Source organism: Bordetella sp. N, from assembly GCF_001433395.1.
Taxonomy (GTDB): domain Bacteria; phylum Pseudomonadota; class Gammaproteobacteria; order Burkholderiales; family Burkholderiaceae_B; genus Bordetella_C.
This window is the reverse complement of the sequence record NZ_CP013111.1, coordinates 1,584,933-1,607,076: the sequence shown is the minus strand read 5'-3', so window position 1 is coordinate 1,607,076 and position 22,144 is coordinate 1,584,933. Positions and strand designations below refer to the sequence as shown.

Sequence of the window (22,144 nt, the reverse complement as noted above, 5' to 3'; positions counted from 1 at the left end):
ATAGAAGGGGAAAACCATGCTGCGCTCGTTTAGTACCGCTGCTTTGATCCTGGCCGCCGCCATCGGCGCCGCGCCCGCCGCTCATGCGGAAGACCCGTCCAAATGGCCCTCGCGGCCCATCACCATCGTCGGCGGTTTCCCCGGCGGCGCGGGCACCGATCTCTACGCCCGCAAACTGGGTGAAGCCCTGGGCAAGGAACTGGGCGTCGCCATCATCGCCGACAACCGCACCGGCGCGGGCGGCAACGTCGCGTCCGACGTGGTCGCGCGCGCTCAACCCGACGGCTATACCTTCCTGCTCGGCACGGCCGGCACGCACGCCATCAACGCGGCTTTGTACAAGAGCCTGGCGTTCGACGTCGAAAAGGATTTCACCCACATCGCGCTGCTGGGCGACGTTCCCAACGTTTTGCTGGTCAATCCCAAAAAGCACCCTGACATCAAGAGCTGCGGCGACCTCATCGCCCTGGCCAAGTCCAAGCCCGGCGTCCTGAATTATGCGTCCACCGGCAACGGCGCATCGGGCCACCTGGCCGGTGCCCAGTTCGCCAACGGTGCCAACATCAAGGTCACCCACGTGCCTTATCGCGGCCAGGGCCCCGCCATGACCGCCCTGCTCTCTGGTGAAGTGGATTTCTTCTTCAATCAGAGCGCGCCGTCCGTTCCCGCCGTCAAGGCAGGCCAGGTCGTCGCTCTCGGCGTCACGACCGCCGATCGCATCAAGGCCCTGCCCGACGTGCCGACGGTTGCCGACGCATGCAATATCAAGGGCTACGAGAGCAGCACCTGGTACGGTCTGTTCGGCCCGGCCAAGCTGCCTCCGGAAATCCAGAAGCGCATGAGCGAAGCCGTGATCAAGATCATCAGCACGCCTGAGTTCAAGACCTGGCTGACGGACCTGCAGGGCATTCAGCCCCCGGCCGATCCCAGCATCGCCGCCTTCGAGCGCATCCACAAGGCCGACATCAAGCGTTGGGCCGACGTGGTGAAGATGTCCGGCGCCACCGTGGATTGATTGTCGGTCCATGCTTTCCCGCAAGTGAAAACGCCCCGTCATCGACGGGGCGTTTTTCATGCCGGGCGGGAGGCGCGTGTGCACGACGCCCGGGCGACTCGCCTACTTCGCGGCAACCGTAGCCTGCTCGCCCTTGGCCGCGTCCCGCTTGGCGCTACGGCCGGCCCAATAGCCAGCCAGCAGCGAGCCCGACAGGTTGTGCCAGACCGAGAACAGCGCGCCGGGCAGCGCGGCCAGGGGCGTGAAATACAGCTTGCCCAAGGTCGCGGCCAGGCCCGAGTTCTGCATGCCGACTTCCATGGCCAGCGTGCGGCAGATGGCTTCATCGAAACCCAGCAGACGCCCGCCCCAGTAACCGCCGAGCAGGCCCAGGCCGTTATGCAGGATCACGCCGACCGCCACCACCAGACCCACCGAAGCGATGCTGGCCTGCGTACCGCCCACCACCGCGGCGATGATCAGCAGAATCGCGACCATGGATATCAAGGGCAACAGCGGCTCGATACGACGCACGAAGCTCGTGAACAGATGATGGATCACCAGACCCGCGATGATGGGCAAGGCAACGATCTGCACGATGCTGACCAACATGCCATGCACGTCCACCACGATCGACGCGTCGACATACAGGCGGGTCAGCAGCGGCGTCGCGAAAATCCCGACCAGCGTCGACAGCGCGCTGATCGTCACCGACAGCGCCACGTCGCCGCGGGCCAGGTAGATCATCACGTTGGACGCGGTGCCGCTGGCAACGCTGCCTACCAGCACCATGCCGGTGGTCAGGTCCGGCGGCATGCGCAGCACTTTCGCGATCAGCCAGGCCGCCAGCGGCATGACCAGGTAGTGCAGCACGATGCCCGCCACGACCGGCGCCGGACGCGTGAACACACGCTTGAAATCGCCCAGCGACAAGGTCACGCCCATCGCCAGCATGATGATGGTCAGCAGCGTCGTCACATACGGCGCGATGCCCGCCACGGAAGACGGAGAAAAATAGGCGACCAGCGAAGCCAGCACGGCCCAGACGGGGAACAATCGAGTAATAGGGGCAAGCACGGTAAGAGTCCTGGATGCGCTCGCGCGGCATGACGCAATGCGGCCGCGCGGTCTCTTTAATGGTTATAGGTAGATAGGCCGGATCCGCGTGGGACAGTGGCCAGGTCCGCGCCGCGCGTGCATCCTTGTGAGTTGCCGCGCCCGCGGTTGCTCGGGCGGGCCGTATTGTATGCGCGTCGGAAACGGGATGCGCGAAGGCTCCGGAAACTTACCGAAGCCTTAAAGAAAGACCGTTTTTAGCGGGTGCTCGCGCACACCGTGGTCGCGCCGAGCACGGCGCGGCGTTGGGCCTGCTGGCGCCGATGCATCACCACCGCCAGCAGCGCCAGGCAGGCCATCACGCCCAGCTCGACGCCCATCACGCCCACGGAGGCCGGCAGATAGTCGCCGCCACTGCCCAGCAGGAAATGCGTCAGCACCGCGCCATACGCGGCGGGTCCCAAGCCGAACGCCGCCTGCTGCACGGTGGACAGCGTGGCGCTGCCAGCGCCGGCCTGCGCATGCGGCACTTCGGACAGGCCGATCCGATAGAAGCAGGCCACGATGAAGGCCTGGCCGAAGCCGATTGGCAGGGACGCCGGGATCAGATTGAGCACCGACGGCGCGGGCCAGACGCTGCGCAAGGTCATGATCATCAGCACCAGACCCACCATCTGAACCAGGCAACCAAATAGCAGGACATGGGTCTTTTCAAAACGTGCCACGGCCTTGCTGGTCAGCAGCGATCCCACGAAATAGGACACACCGAGCGCGATGAACGCATTGCCCGACTGCAACGGCGACAGATGCGCGCCCGCCTGCAGGGTCAGCGCCATGGCGAACATGAAACCGCCCCAGCTGGAGAAGAACAGGATGGCGATGCCCAGGCCGGAGCGCACGCTGCCCAGCCGCAACAGGCTGGGCGGCAGCAGCGGAAACTTGCCGGCCGCTTCCTGATGCAGCTCCACGCGCCACAAGGCATACAGCAGCGGCGGCACCGCGCCCAGGGCCACGGCGCAAGGCCAGGGCCAGTGCAGCACCGGGCCAAGCGCCATGGGCAAGAGGACGCACAGGATCACCAGCGCCAGCAGCGAGGTACCCGCCACGTCGATCGACGCCGGATGCGGCGAGCGCGTTTCCGGCAACAGGCGCGGTGCGCAGGCGGCCACGACCAGGCCGATGGGCAGGTTGACCAGGAACACGGTACGCCATCCCAGGCCGCCCTCGCCCATGGTGATCAGCAGGCCGCCCAGCACCTGCCCGATCACGAAAGCCAGGCCGCCGATGGCACCGTACAGGCCCAGGGCGCGCGAATGCTCGCGCCCCTGCAGACCGATGTGGATGGTCGCCAGGATCTGCGGCACCGCCAGCGCCGCCGCCATGCCCTGCAGGATACGGGCGGCCAGCAAGACCCAGACGGCATTGGCCAGGCCGCACAGGACGGAGGCCACCGTGAACAGCACCACGCCCCAGGTGAACACACGGCGGCGGCCGTAGTTGTCGCCCAGGCGCCCGCCCATGGCCAGGCACACGGCAAAGGCGACGCCGTAGACCGCCACGATCAACTCCAGCTCGACCTCGGTGGCATGGAGGGCGTGCGCCATGGCATCCAGGGCGACGTTGACGATGGAGAAATCGATCATCGGCAGCAGTTGGCCGGCGAGCAATAGATACAGACCCGCGCGTCCAAGGCGCGGGATGGAGGCGGAAGCAGTCATGGCTTAGGTGTTCAGGCAGAAGACAGCAAGCGGAACACGAGATGTGAGACGCAGCCGGTCGAGCAGACGCGGCAGTTCAGCTACACCGGGGGTCCCGGATTTTGGGATGTGCCGCATATATCGGCACCATGCCGCGCATCTTACTCTCGGATGGTGCGTTGCAGCGTATATGGATGTGCATGACCGTGAAGCAAAAACGCATCACATATGAATTCCATGCTGCATAAAGGCATTTAACGGATCAGGGTCTTTAACGCCGTGACCCCGCTTGAGAACGCGCCGCGGGCCACTCCCGATGTCGCAAATGGTGCCGTGAAATTACTCCCTCCTGGCATCCGCTCGCCCTCAGTATCTGCAGGTAGCCCGTTGCCAAGGAGATGTCATGCCCGTTCTTCCATCCGTGCTCGCCCGCTCCTTGTCGCGACGTTTGCGTGCGTCTGTGGCGCTGTACGTCATTGCTGCCTTGACATGGGCGCCCGTCGCGACCCTGGCCTGCACCAGTTTCACGATCCGGACCAGTACCAAGGGTGTCATTTACGCCCGCACCATGGAGTTCGGCTTCCCCCTGCAATCCCAGACCATGTTCATCCCGCGCAAGCAGGTGATCTCGGCAACCGGCAACGCGACCCACGCCGGCCTGCAGTGGACCACCAAGTACGCCACGATAGGGATGAATGCCTTCGGCCTGAAATGCCTGAGCGATGGCATGAATGAAAAGGGCCTGGCGGGCGGCCTGCTCTATTTCCCTGACTACGCGTCCTATACCCCGGACGCCGACGCTGGTCAGCTCCAGGTGCTGGCGCCGTGGGATGTGCTGACCTGGGCGCTGACCAATTTCGCCACTGTCGCCGAGGTCAAGGTGGCGCTGTCCCAGATCGTGGTGCTGGGTATCAAGGAGCCCCATCTGGGCTTCGTGCCCGGCGTCCACTACACGCTGCACGACGCCACCGGCGCGTCCATCGTCATCGAACCCGTCAACGGCCGCCTCGAGGTTTATGACAACCCCTACAGCGTGCTGACCAACTCGCCGCCTTTCGCGTGGCATGAAATGAACTTGCGCAACTACGTCAAGTTGTCGCCGACCCAGGCGCCGCCGCGGGTGATCGCCGGCCAGGTCATCCGGCCGCTGGGCGAAGGTTCGGGCCTGCTGGGCATTCCCGGCGACACCACGCCGCCGTCGCGCTTCATCCGCGCCCTGGGATTTTCCCAGGCGGCCGTGCCTACAGAACCTGGGATGCCCAGCGTGAGATTGGCTGAACACATCCTCAATAATTTCGACATTCCCAAAGGGTGGGCCCAGGATCCCGCGTTGAAGGAAGCCTCGATCGAATACACCCAGTGGAGCGTCATCGCCGATTTGCAGAACCTGCGCTATTACCTCAAGACCTACGAAGATCCCACCTTGCGCGAGTTGGATTTCAAGCAGTTGGACCTGGTTGGCAAGGATATTCTGCTTGGCCCGCTGCACCCTGCGGTCGTCCCGCCGCCCCTGGCGGTGGTCAACAAAATGGCGGCGAATTAGATCCAGCTCAACAAAGCGGCCGCTGACCACGGGCCGGGCGCGGGATCAGCGCCCGGATCCGGCGTTATCATCAAGGCACTCCCGCGCTGCGCTCATCGCAGCCTCTATCCGCCCCGACGATAAAGGAGCGCCATGTCCGCCACGGCCCCGAGTAATGATGACGCCTGCCTGCTGGTTCTGAATTGCGGCTCGTCCAGCATCAAATTCGCGTTGTTCGATGGCCGGCAGGATCCGCCGCCGCGACGGCCGTTTTGGGGCGGACAGGTGACGGGTATAGGCGGCCCCAAACCGACCTACACGGAAGACGGCGGCGCCGCCGAGCCGGTGCCGCTGCAAGACCGGGAATCGCCCCACCACGCCGCGCTGGAACACATCCGTACGCGCACGCGCAAACGCCTGGCCGGGCGCCATTTACGCGCGGTGGCGCATCGCGTCGTACATGGCGGCAGCAAGTACAGCGAGCCCGTTCTGGTCGACACTGGCGTGCTTGCTGACCTCAAGAGCTACATTCCCCTGGCCCCGCTGCACCAGCCCTTCGCGCTGGAGGCGATGGACGTGCTGCTGAAAGGCTTGCCCGATTGTCCGCAAGTGGCCTGTTTCGACACCGGCTTCCATCACACGCTGCCGCTGGTCGAGCGCATGCTGCCCCTGCCTTATTCGGCCTATGAGCGCGGCCTGCGGCGTTATGGCTTCCATGGGCTGTCTTACGAATACATGGCGGTGGCGCTGGCCGATCGTCATGGCGAACGCGCGCGCGGCCGCACGGTGGTGGCGCATCTGGGCAGCGGCGCCAGCCTGTGTGCGATGCATGAATTGCGCAGCGTGGCGACCACGATGGGTTTCTCGGCCCTGGACGGCCTGATGATGAGTACGCGCTGCGGCGCGCTGGATCCCGGCGCCGTGATCTACCTGATGGAAATCGAGAAGCTGACCCTGGAGCAGGTCGGCCACGTGCTGTATCACGAGTCGGGTTTGCTGGGCGTATCCGGCGTTTCCGGCGATACGCGCGAGCTGTTGGCGCGTGAACAGGAAAGCGGAGACGTGGGCGACCGCATCCGCGCCGCGCTGGCGCTCTACGTGCGCCGCATCGTGCGCGAGATCGGCGCCATGGCCGCCGTGCTGGGCGGACTGGACCTGCTGGTCTTCACCGCCGGCGTGGGCGAACACAGCGCCGTCATCCGCAGCCGTATCTGCCGCGACCTCGCCTATCTTGGCGTGGCCGTGGATGAAGCCGCCAACGAACGCAACGAGCCGGTCATCGCGGGACCGGGCAGCCGCGTGTCGGTGGGCGTGGAGCCCACCAACGAAGAATGGATCGCCGCGCGCCAGGCCGTCGCCGTGACGGGCTAGGAATCATTCCAACCCGGGCGGGTCGTCGCCGGGATGCCCCGCCACGTCCCCGGGTGGCGTGGACGTCAGCCACAGGGACTGGAAGAACGCCCGATTCAATCGCGCCAACTCACGGCTTTCGATGACCATGGCGTAGTTCTCCTCCTTGGACGAGACATAAGTGACGGTGTCGTCGTTCACATACATCGTCATGCCCAGGTCCACATCCGCGGGCGCATACCGTAACTTGCGCAACTCCTCATGCGCGGACGGCCAGATTGCCTCGGTCTCGCGCGAACGCGAGCGGACCACGCGCAATTCGATACCCCGACGCACCCGTTCAGCGATAAACCCCGCCATCCATTGCTGACCCGGCGTCTCCAGCAGCTCGTGCATGGACAGCACCCCCAGCAGCACCTTGGAAGGGCAATCCAGCGTCTCCCACAAGGCGCGGTTGATGCCTTCGCGTCCTTCGTACAGCCGAGTGCGCGGCTTGGACGTGCGACTGTCGTTGTAGATGGACCGCAGTTCCGGCACCAACTCGTTCAGCACCAGACGCGAGCGCTCCCAATCGCGTATCAGGACACTGGGATCTTCCGGCACCACCTTGCGCACGCCGGCGGCGTCACCAACCTGGGCTAACAGCCCGCGCCGCTCCAGGCGCTCGACCAGATCGTAGCCGTTGGTGCGGGATACGCCCGCGCGCGTGGCGACTTCCGTGACCGACGCCGAACCCAGCTGCAATGCCGCCAGATAGAAGTTCTGCTCCTTGTCGTTCAAGCCGAACAAGGCCAGCTTGTCCCGCATGGGGTCCGTCATTTTTTCCGTCATTGCGTGATGCTCCTGCCCGCCGGAACGCTTTCATGGCCAAGGCGGCGCTCGATCGCGTTCGAAAAGATTTTTGTCGATTATTTTCGACAACAATATAGCGTCTTTTAAAGCTTATAAACAAGTGTTTTCATAGGGGAATACGCTAGTTTCAAGCTATTTTTGTCAGTTTTTATTGACGCCATGAAAACAGAAATCCTAGACTTTGTCGGCGCATTGACGCAACGCAAAAAATTCCAGTCCAAGGAGAAATCATGGCCCGCATCCGGCATCTGTTCGCCAAACGCATCCCACGCATCGCCGCTGTGCTCACGCCGTTCCTGCTGCTGTCTTCCGCCGTGCTCGCGCCGGCCGCGAACGCCGCGGAGAAGGTGAACATCGGTTTGGTCTTCCCGTTCAGCGGGCCCAATGCACAGTTCGGCATCAACGCCCGTCAAGGCATCGAACTGGCGCTCGCCGATATGAAGGCAGCCGGCCAGTTGAAGGACCTGGACGTAAATCTGGTGTCGGCCGACGTGCCCGCGCCCAATGCCGCCGGCGCCGCCGTGCAGCGCCTGATTACACAGAATCAGGTGGTGGGCGTAATCGGTTCTTTTGTCAGCTCGGTGACCCTGGCCGCGTCCGAAGTGACCGAACGCGCGGGCGTGCCCATGATTACCCACTCCTTCGCCGACCAGATCACCGGCCGCGGCTACCGCTACATCTTCCAGGTCGCGCCCAAAGCCAGCACCTTCGGTGAAAAGCAGTTCCAGTACGCCGCCGACATCGCCGCCAAGGCCGGTGAAAAGCTGACCAAGGTCGCCATCTTCTACGAAGACACGGCCTATGGGACGGCGCAGGCCGAAGGCATCCGCAAGGCCGCCAAGGCAGCGGGTGTCGAGGTCGTGATCGACGACGGCTACCCCCTGGGCATTACCGACGTGGCGCCCTTGATCAACAAGCTGCGCCGCTCCGACGCCCAGGTGGTCTTCCCGGTCTCCTACTTCAACGACGGCCTGCTGATCATCCGCACCATGCGCCAACAGCGCATCACCCTGCCCGTCGTGGGCGGCGCGGCCGGCTACATCATCCCCGAGTTCAAGCAGGGACTGGGCGAGTTCGCCGAGGACGTATATTCGATCGCGCCGGCCAACTACGACAAAGTACCCGACATCGCCAAGCGCTACGAAGCGCGCTATCACGCATTCATGCCGCACGAAGCCATCATGTACGGCGCCGCGCTGCAACACATGATCGCCGCCATCCAGCAGGCCAAGTCGACCGATCCCGACAAGATTCGGGACGCCATTGCCAAACTGAAGAAATGCGACGGTTTCTCCGCCGGCATTCCCGGCGGCTGCACGGCATTCGACGCCACCGGGCTGACCGCCACCGCCTACCCCATCTTCGTGCAATGGCGCGGCCCGGGGCTGGTCACCGTCTTCCCCACCGATACCGCGATGGCCGCGCCGCGTTGGAACGGCAAGGAAATCAAATAATGATGGCGCGCGCAACACGGGCGGCTCCGCGCCGCCACGCCACGCGCGCCGGGTGCGTCCCGCCGCGTGTCCCGCATGGAGCCTCGTCATGATCGCCCTCCTGCAAACCCTGGTCGATGGCATCCTGATCGGCGGCGTCTACGGCGTGATCGCCGTGGGCCTGTCGCTGGTCTTCGGGGTGCTGAAGATCGTCAACTTCGCCCAGGCCGAGTTCCTGATGCTGGGCATGTACGTCGCCTGGCTGGCCTGGCACTGGCTCGGCCTGGACCCCATCGCGGGCGCCGTGCTGGCGCTGGCCGTGGGCTTCATCGTGGGCGCGCTTTGTCAGCGGCTGCTGGTGCAGCATGTGCTGAAGGCCACGCCGGTGGCGCAGATCTTCCTGACCGTGGGCCTGATGTCGGTACTGGAGAACGGCGCGCTGATGCTGTTCGGCTCATCCTTTCGGTCGGTGCAGACGCCCTACCAGACCATCGCGCTCGAGATCGGCCCGCTGTTCGTGTCGGTGCCCTATCTGGTCGCCTTCGTCGCCGCCCTCCTCGTCTCCGGCCTGCTTTGGTTGACGCTCAATCGCAGCTGGGTGGGACGCGCCATCCGAGCCACGTCCCAGAATGCCGACGCGGCCCGCCTGTTCGGTATCGACACGCGCACCGTGTATGCCATCGCTTTCGGCCTGGGCACGGGTCTCAGCGCATTCGGCGGCGGCATCATCCTGTCGTACACCGCGGTCAGCCCCACGGCCGGGGCCCAGTTCGTGGTCCTGATGTTCACGGTCGTCGTCCTGGGTGGATTAGGCAGCGTGCTGGGCGCGCTGGTGGGCGGCGTGATCGTCGGCATCATCCAATCCCTGTCCACTCTGTTCATGCCCATCCAGTTGCAAAACCTGGCGCTGTTCGTGGTGTTCATCACTTTCCTGGCGTTCCGACCCCAAGGCCTTCTAGGCAAGGCGGCACGATGAAAAAAGACCTGATCCTGATCGCTCTGGTGGTCGTCGCGGCGTTGGTGCTGGGGCAACTGCTGGAGCCCCGCGGCTATGCCGTACGCGTGGCCTGCCTGGTGCTGTTGGCCGCGTGCCTGGGCCAATGCTGGAACATCATGGGCGGCCTTGCCAACCAGATATCCCTGGGCCACGCGGCTTTCTTCGGCATCGGCGCGTACACGTCCTCGGTCCTGCAGATTCGCTACGGGCTGACACCCTGGCTGGGTATGTCGGTGGGCATGCTGCTGGCCGTCGTCGCCGCCCTGTTGCTGGCCCTGCCGACCATGCGCCTGCGCGGGCCCTATTTTGCCCTGGCCACCCTGGCCTTCGGCGAAGCCTGCCGCATTCTCGCTACCGCCATGACGGGTGTCACGGGAGGCCCGCAAGGTATTTCGGTGCCCTTCGCCGGCAACTCCTGGTCCATGATGCAATTCCGTGGCGCGGGCAACTACCTGTATCTGTACACGGGCCTCTTCGTGGTCATCTACCTGGTCTTTTCCTGCCTGTCGCGCGGCCGTAACGGGTATCTGCTGCGGGCCGTGCGGGAGAACGAGGACGCGGCCGAGGTGGCCGGCGTCAACACGCTCAAGGTGAAGTTGATCGGCGCCGTCATATCGGCGGCACTGACCGCCGCCACCGGCACCCTCTTCGCGCAGTTCGTTTTCTTCCTCGATCCGGATAGCGTGTTCAATGCCTCGGCGATCTCCATCCGTGCGGCGCTGATCGCCATCGTCGGCGGCGTGGGCACCCTGGCGGGCCCTCTCGTCGGTGCACTGATCATCGTTCCACTGGAGGAATTGCTGACGGCCTGGCTCTCGAATTCTGCGGCGGGCATCGCGCCCTTCCTCTTTGGCGTGGCACTGATCGCCATCGTGTTGCTGAGGCCCCGCGGCGTTGTTTCGGTTTTTACGGGTCGCTCAAAGTCCGCCTCGACTGGCACCAAGGTCCCATTGCCAACGCAACTCAGCCCAAGCCAGGCGGGAGGCAAACCATGAGTGTCCTGTCCGTAGAAGGCTTGACCTTGCGCTTCGGTGGGCTGGTGGCCGTCAACGACGTCTCCTTCGACATCCGCGCCGGCGAGATCATCGGTCTTATCGGTCCCAACGGCGCGGGCAAGACCTCGCTGTTCAACCTGCTGGTGGGCCTCTATCGCCCCACGCAAGGCCGTATCCATCTGGACGGCCGCCGCGTCGATGGGCGCCGGCCGCACGTGCTGGCACGCCAGGGCATGACCAAGACTTTTCAGAACACCGCGCTGTTTCCCGAGATGACCTTGCTGGAAAACGTCACCACGGCTGCCCTGCTGCGCCATCCCTTGCGGGAAGCGCGCGCCGTGGCGGCGGACTGCCTGGCCCGCGTCGGCATGGCCGATGCCGCCGATGCGGATGTCGATGACCTGACCTTTCCGCAGAAGGCCCTGGGTGAAGTGGCGCGCGCACTGGCCACCGGGCCGCGCGTCCTGCTGCTGGACGAAGTCATGGCAGCACTGACGCCGCCGGAGATGGATAGCGTCATGGCCACCCTGCGCGACCTGCGCGAACGGGATGGCCTGACCCTGATCGTGGTGGAGCATCACATGCGCGCCATCATGCGCTTGTCCGAACGTCTGTTGGTGCTGAACTTCGGCCGTCTGATCGCCGACGGCACGCCGGCCGAGGTCGCGGCCAATGCCGACGTCATCGCCGCCTATCTGGGAGGGGACCATGCTCAGCACACATGACCTGGGCGGCAGCTACGGCGGCCGACCCATCATCCAAGGCATAGACATCGAGGTGGCGGCGGGCGAAACCGTAGCCATCCTGGGCGCCAACACTGCCGGCAAGACCACACTGATCAAGGCCATCTGCGGCCTGCTGCCGCGCGTGCAAGGGGACATCGTGTTCAAGGGCGAGAAGCTTGGACGCCTGCCCGCGCATCGCCGGGTGGCGCGCGGCATCGCCTGCGTGCCGGAAGGACGCCACGTGTTTCCCGACATGACGGTGCAAGACAACCTGATGATGGGCGGCTTCCATCGGCGCCGCGAGAACCTGGCCAGCTCCCTGGAGGAATGCTACGCCTTGTTTCCGCGCCTGCGCGAACGGCGCCTTCAACTGGCCGGCACTTTGTCGGGCGGTGAGCAGCAGATGGTGGCGCTGGGCCGCGCCCTGATGGCCCGACCCGAGTTGCTGCTGCTGGATGAGCCCAGCCACGGCCTGGCGCCCATGATGGTGGACGAGGTCCATCGCGCCATTTCCCGCGTCAACGCATTGGGTATCGCCGTGCTGCTGATCGAACAGAACGTGGCCAGCGCGCTGAAGGTGGTGACCCGTGCCTACGTGCTGGAAAGCGGCCGCATCGCGATGCGCGGGACCGCCAGCGAACTGCAATCCAACGATGAAATTCGACGTACGTATCTGGGGATATGACGTCTTCGACTACCCCTCTATCCGGTCCAAGCGAGACCGGCACAAGCAAGGAGAACAGGAGCATGGCAAAGTTCAAGGCCGCAGTGGTACAGGCTTCCAGCGGACCGGATACGGCCGCGACCATCGACAAGGCCGTCGATCTGATCGCGCAGTGCGGCGCGCGCGGCGCCACCGTCGCGGTGTTTCCCGAAGCCTTCGTGGGTGGCTATCCCAAAGGCGCGTCCTTCGACATCGCCATCGGCGTGCGCACGCCTGAAGGCCGCGACGAGTTCCGCGAGTACTACGATCGGTCCATCACCGTCCCCGGGCCGGAAACCGGGCGTCTTGGCGAAGCCACGCGCAAGGCAGGCCTGTTCGCGGCCATCGGCGTGATCGAACGCGACGGCGGCACCCTCTACTGCACCATCGTCTTTCTGGGCCCGGACGGCCAATACCAGGGCAAGCATCGCAAGCTCATGCCCACGGCCGCGGAGCGCCTTTGCTGGGGCTTCGGCGACGGCTCCACCTTGACCACGGTGCCCACCCCCTGGGGCAAGCTGGGCGCGGTGATCTGCTGGGAAAACTACATGCCGCTGCTGCGCACGGCGATGTACGCGCAGGACATCTCCATCTATTGCGCCCCCACCGCCGACGACCGCGACAGCTGGGTCAGCACCATGCAGCACGTCGCGCTGGAAGGCCGCTGCTTCGTGCTGTCCGCCTGCCAGTACATGCTGCGCTCGGCATTCCAGCCCCACACACACAATCGCATCACCGACGAGTCGGACGCGGTGCTGATGCGCGGCGGCAGCATGATTATCGATCCACTCGGCCGTATCGTGGCGGGCCCGGATTTCAGCGGCGAGACGATACTGGTGGCCGAACTTGACACGGACGACCGGGCCCGCGGAAAGTTCGACTTCGACGTGGTGGGCCATTACGCCCGGGCGGACGTCTTCCGTCTGGCGGTCGAGGACCGGCCGATGGTGGCGGTGGCGCCGGTAGCCCGCAAGATCAACGGCCAGGGGACGATGGCGGCCGCGGATACGGCGCCCGCGCAGCGAACGGAGTAAGGAATCATGCCCTTCGAATGGAAATATCAGCGCTTGGTGCCCGAGCGCCGCCCGCCGGGGCACCAGCCCGCGGCGCCCCGTTATTCGCTGCGCTGGACCGAGCCGCGCAGCACCCTGGTCAGCGTCTACTTCGGCATGCAGGCAGATGCAGCAGGCGATGCCGCGCTCGCCCCGGCCCATATCGCGCGCATCCGCGGCTTCCTGGCCGAGGCCAACGGCCCTGCGGCACATGAAATCATGCGTTGCACGGACGAGGCCGGCTTGGAGAACACCATCGTGGTGGCCTACTGGACCGAGCCCGGTGTCTATGCGCGCTGGCTGGAGGACTCCGGCTTCCGGCCGTGGTTCGATGACCCGGCACGCCTGGGGGGCGCGGTCGGTTACTGGTTCGAGGCACTGGTCGTGCCGTACGACAGGCACGAGACCATCTATTCCGCGCCGGGCTACCGCATCGGTCTTGCCCGCACGCCAGCCACCGAAATCGTGCCGATTACCACCAACGGCTATTTCGGCGCGGCGCGTGACCGCTTGCCCCTGTCGGCCATCGACACCCTGGAAAGTCCCAGCGGCGGTCTGTTTCCGGCTACAACGGAACATGCGAGCCGCGGCGCCCATCTTTGCGCGGTGGTGCCGCATAACTGTACGGTGTTGCGGTCCGGGCAATACTGGGAAGGCGCCGGGCAGGAGCAACTGGATGACTACATGAACGCGCTGCAGCCCAAGCTGATGCGCGGGATGGCGTATCTGGTCGAGGAGCGCGAACGTACCGGCTGCCTGTCTCTGCGCATCATGACCAATCTGAACGAGGATGGCAGCGCGCGGGCCGAGACTTCGGTGTATGCCGCGTTCCTGTCACTGAACCAGCTGGAAGCCTGGGCCGAGTCGCACGACACGCATATGGAGATCTATCGTCATGCCATCGCGATGAACCGCTTGTACAAGGAAAAACGCGAAGTGGTGACCTGGCATGAGCTGTTCGTGCTGGGGATGGGGAATCTGTTTGAATACGTCAACTGCCACCCGCGCACCGGGATATTGCCCTACGCGCGGGTGCTGACGGACAGGGGTTAGATTCGCCAGCAGGCGCTAATCGCGCTTGGCGGTAGCCAGGTCCGGCGCCAACGCCTGCCCCGTCGCGGGACTCGTCCCTGCGACGGCGGCCGCCGCGGTGGCTGCGCTGGCCGTCGACGGCACGGGCATCGCCACCACGGTCGCGGGCTGGGGCGCCGTCCTCGCGGCAGCTGTAGCGCGCGCGCACCAGCGGCTGGCGCAGACCGAACCCGCTACCGACAGGACCATGGGCACCAGCATGTCGTGATCCATGCGCGTGAATTCGGCCAGCAGCACGATGGCGGTCAAGGGCATGCTCATGGACGAAGCCAGGAAGGCCGTAGCGCCCACGATGGCATAGGCGCCCAGCGGCACCGCGCCGAAAACACCGGGCAGCGCCTGATTGCAAAGCCCGCCGAGGACCAGCGCCAGCAGCGCGCCGTTGGTCAGGCCCGGCGTCAACAAGCCCCCTTCCGCGCCGGCACGCAGGGTCGACGCCTCGATGGCCACTTTCAACACCAGCAGCACGGCGGCCAGGCCCAGGGTCAGCGCGCTGTCGAAGGACAGCGTCGCCGCGCCTTTGCCATTGCCCAGCAATTGCGGCAGATACACGGCCAGCAGGCCGATGATCGTGAAGTTCACCACGGATAAAACAGGCAAGGACCAGCCCCGCGCGGCGTGCGCCCGCGCCGTACCGGTCAAGCGCACAAAGCCATGCGCCGCCACGCCGAACACCGGGCCCAGCACGAGAGCCCAAATGACCAGCGCGGGCGTGACGGTCATGGCCGGCACGATGTACTGCGATTCCGCGCCCAGGCCCCACCACGCCACCCAGGCGGCCAGCGCGGAGCTGGCCATGGCCATCGCGGCGGCGGGCCAGCTGAAGGCACCCACCAGGACTTCCAGCACAAAGACGGCGCCGCCCAGCGGCACGTTATAGACGGCGGCCAGACCGGCGCCCGCGCCACACGCGACGAGCAGGCGGCGCTGGTCGACCGCGAGGCCGGTCCAGCGGGCCAGATAGCCAGCCAACAGCGCGCCGATCTCGCGCGGCGCAACTTCACGGCCCAAGGGCGAACCGAGCGCGACGGTGATGATCTGCAGCACGGCATGCGCCAGCGTGGCGCCGCCCGGCATGGCCGGCGCGCCCGGGCCAGCGGCTTGTTTGACGCTGACCAGCTTGCGCCCATAACGATAGACGGCCCACCAGCCCAGGCCGGCCACCAGGCCGCAGGCCACGAGCACCGCCACCCGGCGCGGACCGTCGGCCAGGCTGGCGCCTTGCAGGAAGCTAGCGTGCGCGGTGGCCGCATCCAGGCCATAGCCGAAGGCCAGGTGCTGGACCAGATGCAGCAGCAAGGCGAGCAGTATGCCGCCGATGCCGGCGGCCACGCCGGTCACCAACGTGGCAAAGATGAGGACCGCGGCGGACGCGGCCGGGGCATTACCCGACACGTTGCCGGGAGCAGTGTCCGCTATCGCCGCGGAGACTCTATCGCGTGAAGACGCTGGGATTTTTTCTAGTGACATGAACGCGTTGCGCGCCTGCTCGCAAGCGCGCCATGAACGGCCGTCTCGGCCCGTGGCTGCCACTAGAACAGGAATGCCGCGGCAACGTCAATGCCGGATTGACGGCCGCGCGCTCGATGCATGCAAAACCCGCCTGAACGTCAAACCCGCGTTGGCGCGGGCTGACGGCAAGCTTGCAACACGCCCGCGGGCGTGCCGATTTACAACAGCACGACTACGCCGCGTCGACCGCCTTCAGGATGCGACCGAACAGACCATCGGCGAACTCGGAATTTAGCCAACGCACGATGACCACCATGCGCCGCTCCGGCTCGACCCAGGTGAAGGAGCTGCCCGCGCCGACGCCGAAGAAGCTGGACTCCGGCACGCTGGGGAAGACCTTGCCTTGATGGTTGAGCCAGATCAGGAAGCCGTAGTACGGCGCCAGCGCGGTGGGTTGCTGCATGGCCTTGATCCACTCCGCCGACAACACACGGCGGCCGTCATTGGCCTTGCCCTCGTTCAACAGCATCTGGCCGATCAGCGCCTGGTCGTAGCTGCTGATGGACATGCCGCCACCCCAGTGCGAGCCGCCCGGCACGGACGGCATGCGCTTGCCATCGATGTCCACCCACGCATCGTCATAGCCCACCCAACGCCAGTTCTCGCTGGCGCCCAGCGGCCGCGTGATGGCTTCACGGAAGACATCCGGCAGAGGTTGGCGGAACAGGTGCAGCAAGGCGTAGGACAGCTGGTTGATGCGGACGTCGTTGTATTCCCAATACGTGCCCGGCGCCTGCAAAGGCCGCGCATCGCCCTTCTTGCCATCGGGCGGCGTGCCGAAACTGACCGCGCGATAACGGTCGGCCTGGTCCGAGATACCGAAGCGCTCGCCTTCCCATTCGCTGGTCTGCGTCAGCAGATGGCGCCAGGTGATGGGCGCGTTGTGCTCGCTGTCGAAACCGATGCCCTTCAGGCGCTTGACGATGGGCTCGTCGATGTCCGGCAACAGGCCGCGATCGTGCGCCACGCCGGCCAGCAAGGCCAGGTACATCTTGGCCACGCTGAAGGTCAGGTCGGCACGGTCCGGTTCGCCCCAGGTCGCCAGCGTCTTGCCGTCGACGACCACCACGCCCGATACGGGACCGCGGTCATGCAGCGGGCCATACGCGCGGTTCCAGGGCGGCGGATCGTTCTGGTGCACCCCGAACTTGCCGGTGACGCTGCGGTCCCAAAGGGACTCATGGTCGTTGGCGAACTGTATGGCTTGCTGCATGAGAGTCTGGTTCATCAGGCTACCTTCCTTGTGCTGGCCGGGCCGGCCACGAGACATCGCGATGGGGAAGGATTGTAGGACAGGCATCGGCGAGCGGGTGCGTAAATGCTCAGGGTTTACGCGAACGCAGCCGTCCTTGCCCGCGAACCAAACTTAATTCACTTTCATGATCACGGTCTTGATCTGCGTGTAATGGGCCAGCCCCTCGGCGCCCTTCTCGCGACCGTAGCCCGAATTCTTGTAGCCGCCGAAAGGCGTCTCCACGCCGCCGCCGTGATAATTGTTGACGTAAACCTGACCTGCCTCCAGGGCGCCGCTGACGCGATGCGCGCGCCCGATGTCGCGCGTCCAGACCGCCGCGGCCAGGCCGTAGTCGCTGTCGTTGGCAATGGCAATCGCTTCTTCTTCCGTGTCGAATGGAATCACACTCAGTACGGGTCCGAAGATTTCCTCGCGCGCCACGCGCATGGCCGGATTGACGCCGGTCAGGATGGTCGGCGCGATGAACCAGCCGTTGGCCGGCCCACGCTCCGGCCGGCCCCCACCGCAAGCCGCACGCGCGCCCTCTTCCCGCGCGACGGCCAGATAGCGCGTCACGCGTTCGTACTGCTCGCGCGTGGTCAGCGGCCCCATGGTCGCGCCTTGCGTCGGATCGCCGACCTTCTCCTGCGCGGCCAGGTCGACCAGGCCCGCCACCAACTTGTCGTGGATGCCGCGTTGTACCAGCAGGCGCGAACCCGCCGAGCAGATCTGCCCCGTATTGCCCATGATGGCCGCATAGGCCGCCGCGGTGGCCGCGGCCAGATCGCAATCGTCGAAGACGATATTGGGCGACTTGCCGCCCAGCTCCAGGCTCAGGGGAATGATGCGCTCCGCCGCGATGGCGCCCACCGCGCGACCGCTGGCCACCGAACCCGTGAACGTGACCTTGCGCACCAATGGATGGGCCACCAGCGCCGCGCCGGCTTCCCGCCCATAGCCGGGCACCACGTTAAGCACACCGGGAGGCAAACCGGCATCAGTCGCGATACGGGCCATTTCCAGGCACGAGAACGGCGTTTCCTCGGACGGTTTGACCACCGTGGTGTTGCCCGCCAACAGCGCCGGCGCGATGCCGCGGGAAGCTTGCTGCAGGGGCGAATTCCACGGCACGATATTGCCGCAGACGCCATAGGGCTCGCGCACCGTGTAGGTGTGCAGCGCCGGATCAGCCAGGATGGTCTCGCCGCCCAGCGCATGCGCCAGCTCGGCGTAATACTCGAAATAGCGCGCCGTGACGCGCACATCGTTGCGCGAGCGGGCCAGGGCCTTGCCCGTCTCACGAGCTTGCAGCAGGGCCAGGTCCTCCGCCTGGGCCTCGATGGCGGCGGCGATGGCGCGCAGATATTTGGCGCGCGCCTGCACGGGCAGCTTGCGCCAGGCCGGATAGGCGTCCTGCGCGTCGCGCACGGCGATATCGATGTCCTGCTCGCTGCCGCGGGCGATGCGGGTCAGCGGCTGCTCGGTGACCGGGCTGATGCGTTCGAAGTACTCACCGGTGGCCGGTGCGCGCCATGCGCCATGGATGTAGTGGTCGTATTGGGGCTTCATGTCGGTCTCCTCCTTATTCTTTGATGTCGTTCAGCAGCGCCTAACGCGGGGGCCGTTGCGAGAAGCTGCGGTCGAAGATGCCTTCGGCAATGCGGTTCTTGAGAATTTCGATGGAGCCGCCGGCGATCATCCAGCCCCGGCAGCGCCGCACGCAATACTCCACCAGCGACTCGCGGCTGTAGCCCATCCCGCCCAGCACCTGCAGCGCGTCGTTGGCGACGTCGAAGCCAACCTGATTGCAGTAAGCCTTGGCAATGGCTGTCTCGGTCGCCGACGGAAAGCCCGAATCGGCATTGGTGGCGGCGCGATACAGCAGCAGCTGGGCGGCATCCAGCTTGATCCGCATATCCGCGAACTTCCACTGCAGACCCTGGAATTCACACAGCAGGCGGCCGAACTGTTTGCGCTGCAAGGCCCATTCGCGCGCCTCTTCATAGGCGTAGCGGCCCAGCGCCAGGGACCGCGCGGTGTTGCCGATGCGTTCCACGTTGAAGCCGGCGATCTGCTTCTTGAAACCGCCCTCGCCCAACACCACCATGTCATCGGGCACGTAGACGTTGTCGAAAAAGATTTCCACCCATTCCTCGTCCGACATGAAGGCCGACCGCTTGCCCAGGCGCACGCCCTCGGCCTTGGTGTCGATCAGCACGGACCCGATGCCGCCCGTGCCCGGGCCGAAGCGCACATAGGCCAGGATGACCGTCGCATGCGGACCATGCGTGGTGAAGATCTTCGTCCCGTTGATGCGCCAGCCCTTGCCGTCGCGGGTCGCCGCGGTCTTCAATTCCGTGACGGCGGAGCCGGCCTCCGGCTCGGTCATGCCTACGGCGATCAAGGCCGTGCCGGCCAGGAGCGGCCGCAGGAAGCGCTCTTTCTGGTCGGCGGTGCCGTATTCGGCCAGCACGCGGATGGCGCCGAAGTTGCCGGCCTGCACCACGTCCGCGCTGCGCGGGCACACGGAAGCCACGGTCTCGATGGCGACCACCGCATCCATCAGACTGCCGCCGCTGCCGCCGTCTTCCTCTTTCATGGTGATGCCAAGCAGGCCCTGCTTGGCCATCTGCTGCGCCACATCCCAGGGATATTCGTTGCTGTGCGCACGTTCGCGGGCGCCGGCCTTCAGCTCGCCCTCGGCGAAGCGGCGCACGGCGGTCTGGAAGTCCTGTTGTTCGGGAGTCAGCTTGAAATCCATAAATGATGTCCTGTTTTTTGATGTTGCTGTTTTGCGTGGAGTCAGGCGAGGCGCAACAGGCCGTCGACCGCGACCACGCCGTCCTTGCGTACGAACAAGGGATTGATCTCGGCCTCTTGCACGGCCACGCCACGCAGCACGGCCAGGCGCGAGAACGCCGCGATCGTCCGCGCCAGGGCCGCGCAATCGCCCAGCGGCAGCCCGCGGAATCCGCGGATCAGGCGCGTCTGGCGCACCGCTTCTATCATCCGCATGGCTTCGGCCTCATCGACCGGGGCCAGCCGCAAGGCGTAGTCGGGATTGAGTTCCGCGGTGATACCGCCGGCTCCCAGCAGGACCGTCGGGCCGACCAGGGGATCGTGGCGGTAGCCGAGGATGAGTTCGATCAGACGGCCCTCCATCGGCTGCAGCAGGATGCCTTCGATGTCGGCCGCGGGCGCGTGGCGCCGGACGCTGGCGAGCATGGCGGCGATCGCCCCACGCAATTCGGCCAGGTTCTCGATGCCGACCCGCACGGCGCCGGCGTCGGTCTTGTGCGCCAGATCGCGGGAACAGACCTTCGCGACCAAGGGGAATGACAAGCCTTCCGCCGCCAGCCCTGCCAGCTCCTGCTCCAGTCGGGCGGCATCGAGCAGGCGGCTGGCCACCACCGGCACGCCCAGCTTGGCGAACACGGTTGCCGCTTCGCGCTCATTCAACATGCCCTGGCGCGGCAAGCCAGCCGGCCAGTCCGATGCGGGAACTTCGGCGGGCGGCTGTCCCGTGCCCTGGAAGTAGACGGACAGCGCGTCCGCGCAGGCCTCCGGTGTGCGAAAGGCCGCGATGCCGCCTGCCCGCAGCAAAGCCAGCGACTCCGCCGCTTCGGGCGCCAGGAACACCGCCAGCGGCTTGGCGGCCGGCTTGTCCGCCTCCAGCAAGGGTTTCACCGCGAGGTCGGGATGGAATTGCGCCGACGAACCGACCACGCTGAGCACCGCATCGCACCAATCCGCGCGCAGCAAGGCTTCCAGCAGGCCTTTGTATTGCGCGCTGCTGGCCGCCAGGGTCAGATCCATGATGGGTGTCTCACGCAGTTTCAGGCCGATTCCGGCCATTTGCGCGATGAAGTCCGGCGGCGGCGCCACCGCCACCATGCCGTGCAGGCCCAGATTGTCGACCACCGACGCGGCGCCACCGCCCGTGGTGGTGATGACGGCCACGCGGGCGGCCTGGTCGGTTTCGTGGCGGGCGTGGCTGCCACCGCTGCCTCCGCTGCCATAGCGCTCCGTCAAGGGCGCGATCTCGAATAGTGTTTCCAGCTGACGAACGCGCAGGACGCCATGCGCCCGCAGGAAAGCGTCAACGGCCGCGTCGTTGCCCGCCAGCGCGCCGGTATGGGATTGGGCCAAGGCATCGCCCTGCTCGGAGCGTCCCAATTTATAGGCGACGACCGGTTTGCCGGCTGCCCGCGCGCGCTCAAGTGCCCGCGCCAGGGTGGGCGCATCGCGCAAGGTTTCCAAAAACAGCAGGATGACCTTGGTATGCGGATCGTCGACCAGCGCGTCGACGACCTCGCCCACCGTCACATCGCTTTCATTGCCCACCGACACGGACTTGGCGAAACCGAAGCCGCGCGCCGCGGCGCGTGACAGCAGCGATCCCATCATGGAACCACTCTGCGACACCAGGCTGAGCGAACCGGGCAGCAGCGACTCCGCCTCGAACGCCGCGTTCACCGACAGAACCACGCCGCTATGCAGATTGGCCAGCCCTATGCTGTTGGGCCCCAGCAGGCGCAGGCCCAGTCCGCGGGCGCGCGCCACCAGGGCTTCCTGGCGCGCCATGCCGTCCGGGCCGGTTTCGCCGAAGCCATCGGAATACACCGTGACCACGCGGGCGCCGGCCTGCGCGCAGCCTTCCAGCATCGCCTCGATGTCGTCGCCGGGGATCATGAAGAAGACATGATCCACTTTCGCAGGCAGGTCGCTCAGGGAGGGATAAGCCCGCACGCCCAGGATCTCGTCGCGAGCAGGATTGATGGGATAGATGGTGCCGGCATAGCCATGCTTGCGCATGAAGCGCAGCGGCCGCGCGGTGTTCTTGCGAATATCGCCGGAAGCGCCGACCAGGGCGACGGCGCGCGGGGCCAGCAAGGCAGCGGCGAAAGAAACTTCAGACATAGGCGATTCG

General features: G+C 65.7%; 18 protein-coding genes. 10 read left to right on the top strand and 8 right to left on the bottom strand.

Going from position 1 to position 22,144, the window contains the following annotated elements:
* The first annotated feature begins 16 nt into the window (after positions 1-16).
* A complete protein-coding gene (locus ASB57_RS06855; RefSeq protein WP_057651559.1) occupies positions 17-1,015 on the top strand; it encodes a tripartite tricarboxylate transporter substrate binding protein in 999 nt (332 codons plus the stop codon).
* 102 nt (positions 1,016-1,117) lie between these two features.
* Here ASB57_RS06855 and ASB57_RS06850 read toward each other — a convergent pair whose 3' ends face one another.
* Both ASB57_RS06850 and ASB57_RS06845 read right to left on the bottom strand, forming a co-directional pair.
* Entirely contained in the window at positions 1,118-2,071 is a 954-nt protein-coding gene (locus tag ASB57_RS06850; RefSeq protein ID WP_057651558.1) for a bile acid:sodium symporter family protein, read from the bottom strand.
* A gap of 236 nt (positions 2,072-2,307) precedes the next feature.
* Positions 2,308-3,768, bottom strand: coding sequence for an MFS transporter (locus tag ASB57_RS06845; RefSeq protein WP_057651557.1), 1,461 nt, complete (start codon positions 3,766-3,768; stop codon positions 2,308-2,310).
* A 382-nt stretch (positions 3,769-4,150) separates the two neighbouring features.
* On the opposite strand from ASB57_RS06845, the gene ASB57_RS06840 reads away from it, so the two are divergent.
* Positions 4,151-5,290, top strand: a complete 1,140-nt coding sequence (locus ASB57_RS06840) for a linear amide C-N hydrolase (RefSeq protein ID WP_057651556.1) — start codon at positions 4,151-4,153, stop codon at positions 5,288-5,290.
* Positions 5,291-5,422: 132 nt separating this feature from the next.
* A complete protein-coding gene (locus tag ASB57_RS06835; RefSeq protein ID WP_057651555.1) occupies positions 5,423-6,640 on the top strand; it encodes an acetate/propionate family kinase in 1,218 nt (405 codons plus the stop codon).
* A 3-nt stretch (positions 6,641-6,643) separates the two neighbouring features.
* Here the strand turns inward: ASB57_RS06835 and ASB57_RS06830 are convergent, their stop codons facing one another.
* Positions 6,644-7,450, bottom strand: a complete 807-nt coding sequence (locus tag ASB57_RS06830) for a TrmB family transcriptional regulator (RefSeq protein WP_057651554.1) — start codon at positions 7,448-7,450, stop codon at positions 6,644-6,646.
* A 251-nt stretch (positions 7,451-7,701) separates the two neighbouring features.
* Here ASB57_RS06830 and ASB57_RS06825 point away from each other — a divergent pair, with 251 nt between their 5' ends.
* From ASB57_RS06825 to ASB57_RS06795, 7 genes are all read left to right on the top strand, one after another.
* Entirely contained in the window at positions 7,702-8,925 is a 1,224-nt protein-coding gene (locus ASB57_RS06825) for an ABC transporter substrate-binding protein (RefSeq protein ID WP_156414077.1), read from the top strand.
* Positions 8,926-9,013: 88 nt separating this feature from the next.
* Positions 9,014-9,880, top strand: coding sequence for a branched-chain amino acid ABC transporter permease (locus ASB57_RS06820; RefSeq protein WP_057651553.1), 867 nt, complete (start codon positions 9,014-9,016; stop codon positions 9,878-9,880).
* Entirely contained in the window at positions 9,877-10,896 is a 1,020-nt protein-coding gene (locus ASB57_RS06815; RefSeq protein ID WP_057651552.1) for a branched-chain amino acid ABC transporter permease, read from the top strand. The genes ASB57_RS06820 and ASB57_RS06815 overlap by 4 nt, the downstream gene beginning before the upstream one ends.
* Positions 10,893-11,621 carry an ABC transporter ATP-binding protein gene (locus ASB57_RS06810; protein ID WP_057651551.1) on the top strand — a complete coding sequence of 243 codons (729 nt, stop codon included), beginning with the start codon at positions 10,893-10,895 and terminating at the stop codon, positions 11,619-11,621. Before ASB57_RS06815 ends, ASB57_RS06810 begins: the two co-directional genes overlap by 4 nt.
* Positions 11,605-12,306, top strand: a complete 702-nt coding sequence (locus tag ASB57_RS06805; protein WP_057651550.1) for an ABC transporter ATP-binding protein — start codon at positions 11,605-11,607, stop codon at positions 12,304-12,306. Before ASB57_RS06810 ends, ASB57_RS06805 begins: the two co-directional genes overlap by 17 nt.
* A gap of 62 nt (positions 12,307-12,368) precedes the next feature.
* Positions 12,369-13,358, top strand: a complete 990-nt coding sequence (locus ASB57_RS06800) for a carbon-nitrogen hydrolase family protein (RefSeq protein WP_057651549.1) — start codon at positions 12,369-12,371, stop codon at positions 13,356-13,358.
* Positions 13,359-13,364: 6 nt separating this feature from the next.
* Positions 13,365-14,429: a phenylacetaldoxime dehydratase family protein gene (locus tag ASB57_RS06795; RefSeq protein ID WP_057651548.1), complete on the top strand. Its 1,065-nt coding sequence runs from the start codon at positions 13,365-13,367 to the stop codon at positions 14,427-14,429.
* Positions 14,430-14,444: 15 nt separating this feature from the next.
* Here the strand turns inward: ASB57_RS06795 and ASB57_RS06790 are convergent, their stop codons facing one another.
* The 5 genes from ASB57_RS06790 to ASB57_RS06770 all read right to left on the bottom strand — a co-directional run bounded on the left by ASB57_RS06790 (position 14,445) and on the right by ASB57_RS06770 (position 22,134).
* On the bottom strand, positions 14,445-15,938 hold the full coding sequence (locus tag ASB57_RS06790; RefSeq protein WP_082621417.1) for a chloride channel protein: 1,494 nt from the start codon (positions 15,936-15,938) through the stop codon (positions 14,445-14,447).
* Positions 15,939-16,152: 214 nt separating this feature from the next.
* On the bottom strand, positions 16,153-17,208 hold the full coding sequence (locus tag ASB57_RS06785; protein WP_057651547.1) for a serine hydrolase: 1,056 nt from the start codon (positions 17,206-17,208) through the stop codon (positions 16,153-16,155).
* A 138-nt stretch (positions 17,209-17,346) separates the two neighbouring features.
* Entirely contained in the window at positions 17,347-18,783 is a 1,437-nt protein-coding gene (locus ASB57_RS06780; protein ID WP_057651546.1) for an aldehyde dehydrogenase, read from the bottom strand.
* Between the two features lie 40 nt (positions 18,784-18,823).
* Positions 18,824-19,975: an acyl-CoA dehydrogenase family protein gene (locus ASB57_RS06775; RefSeq protein WP_057651545.1), complete on the bottom strand. Its 1,152-nt coding sequence runs from the start codon at positions 19,973-19,975 to the stop codon at positions 18,824-18,826.
* Positions 19,976-20,016: 41 nt separating this feature from the next.
* On the bottom strand, positions 20,017-22,134 hold the full coding sequence (locus tag ASB57_RS06770; protein ID WP_057651544.1) for an acetate--CoA ligase family protein: 2,118 nt from the start codon (positions 22,132-22,134) through the stop codon (positions 20,017-20,019).
* Between the last annotated feature and the right edge of the window lie 10 nt (positions 22,135-22,144).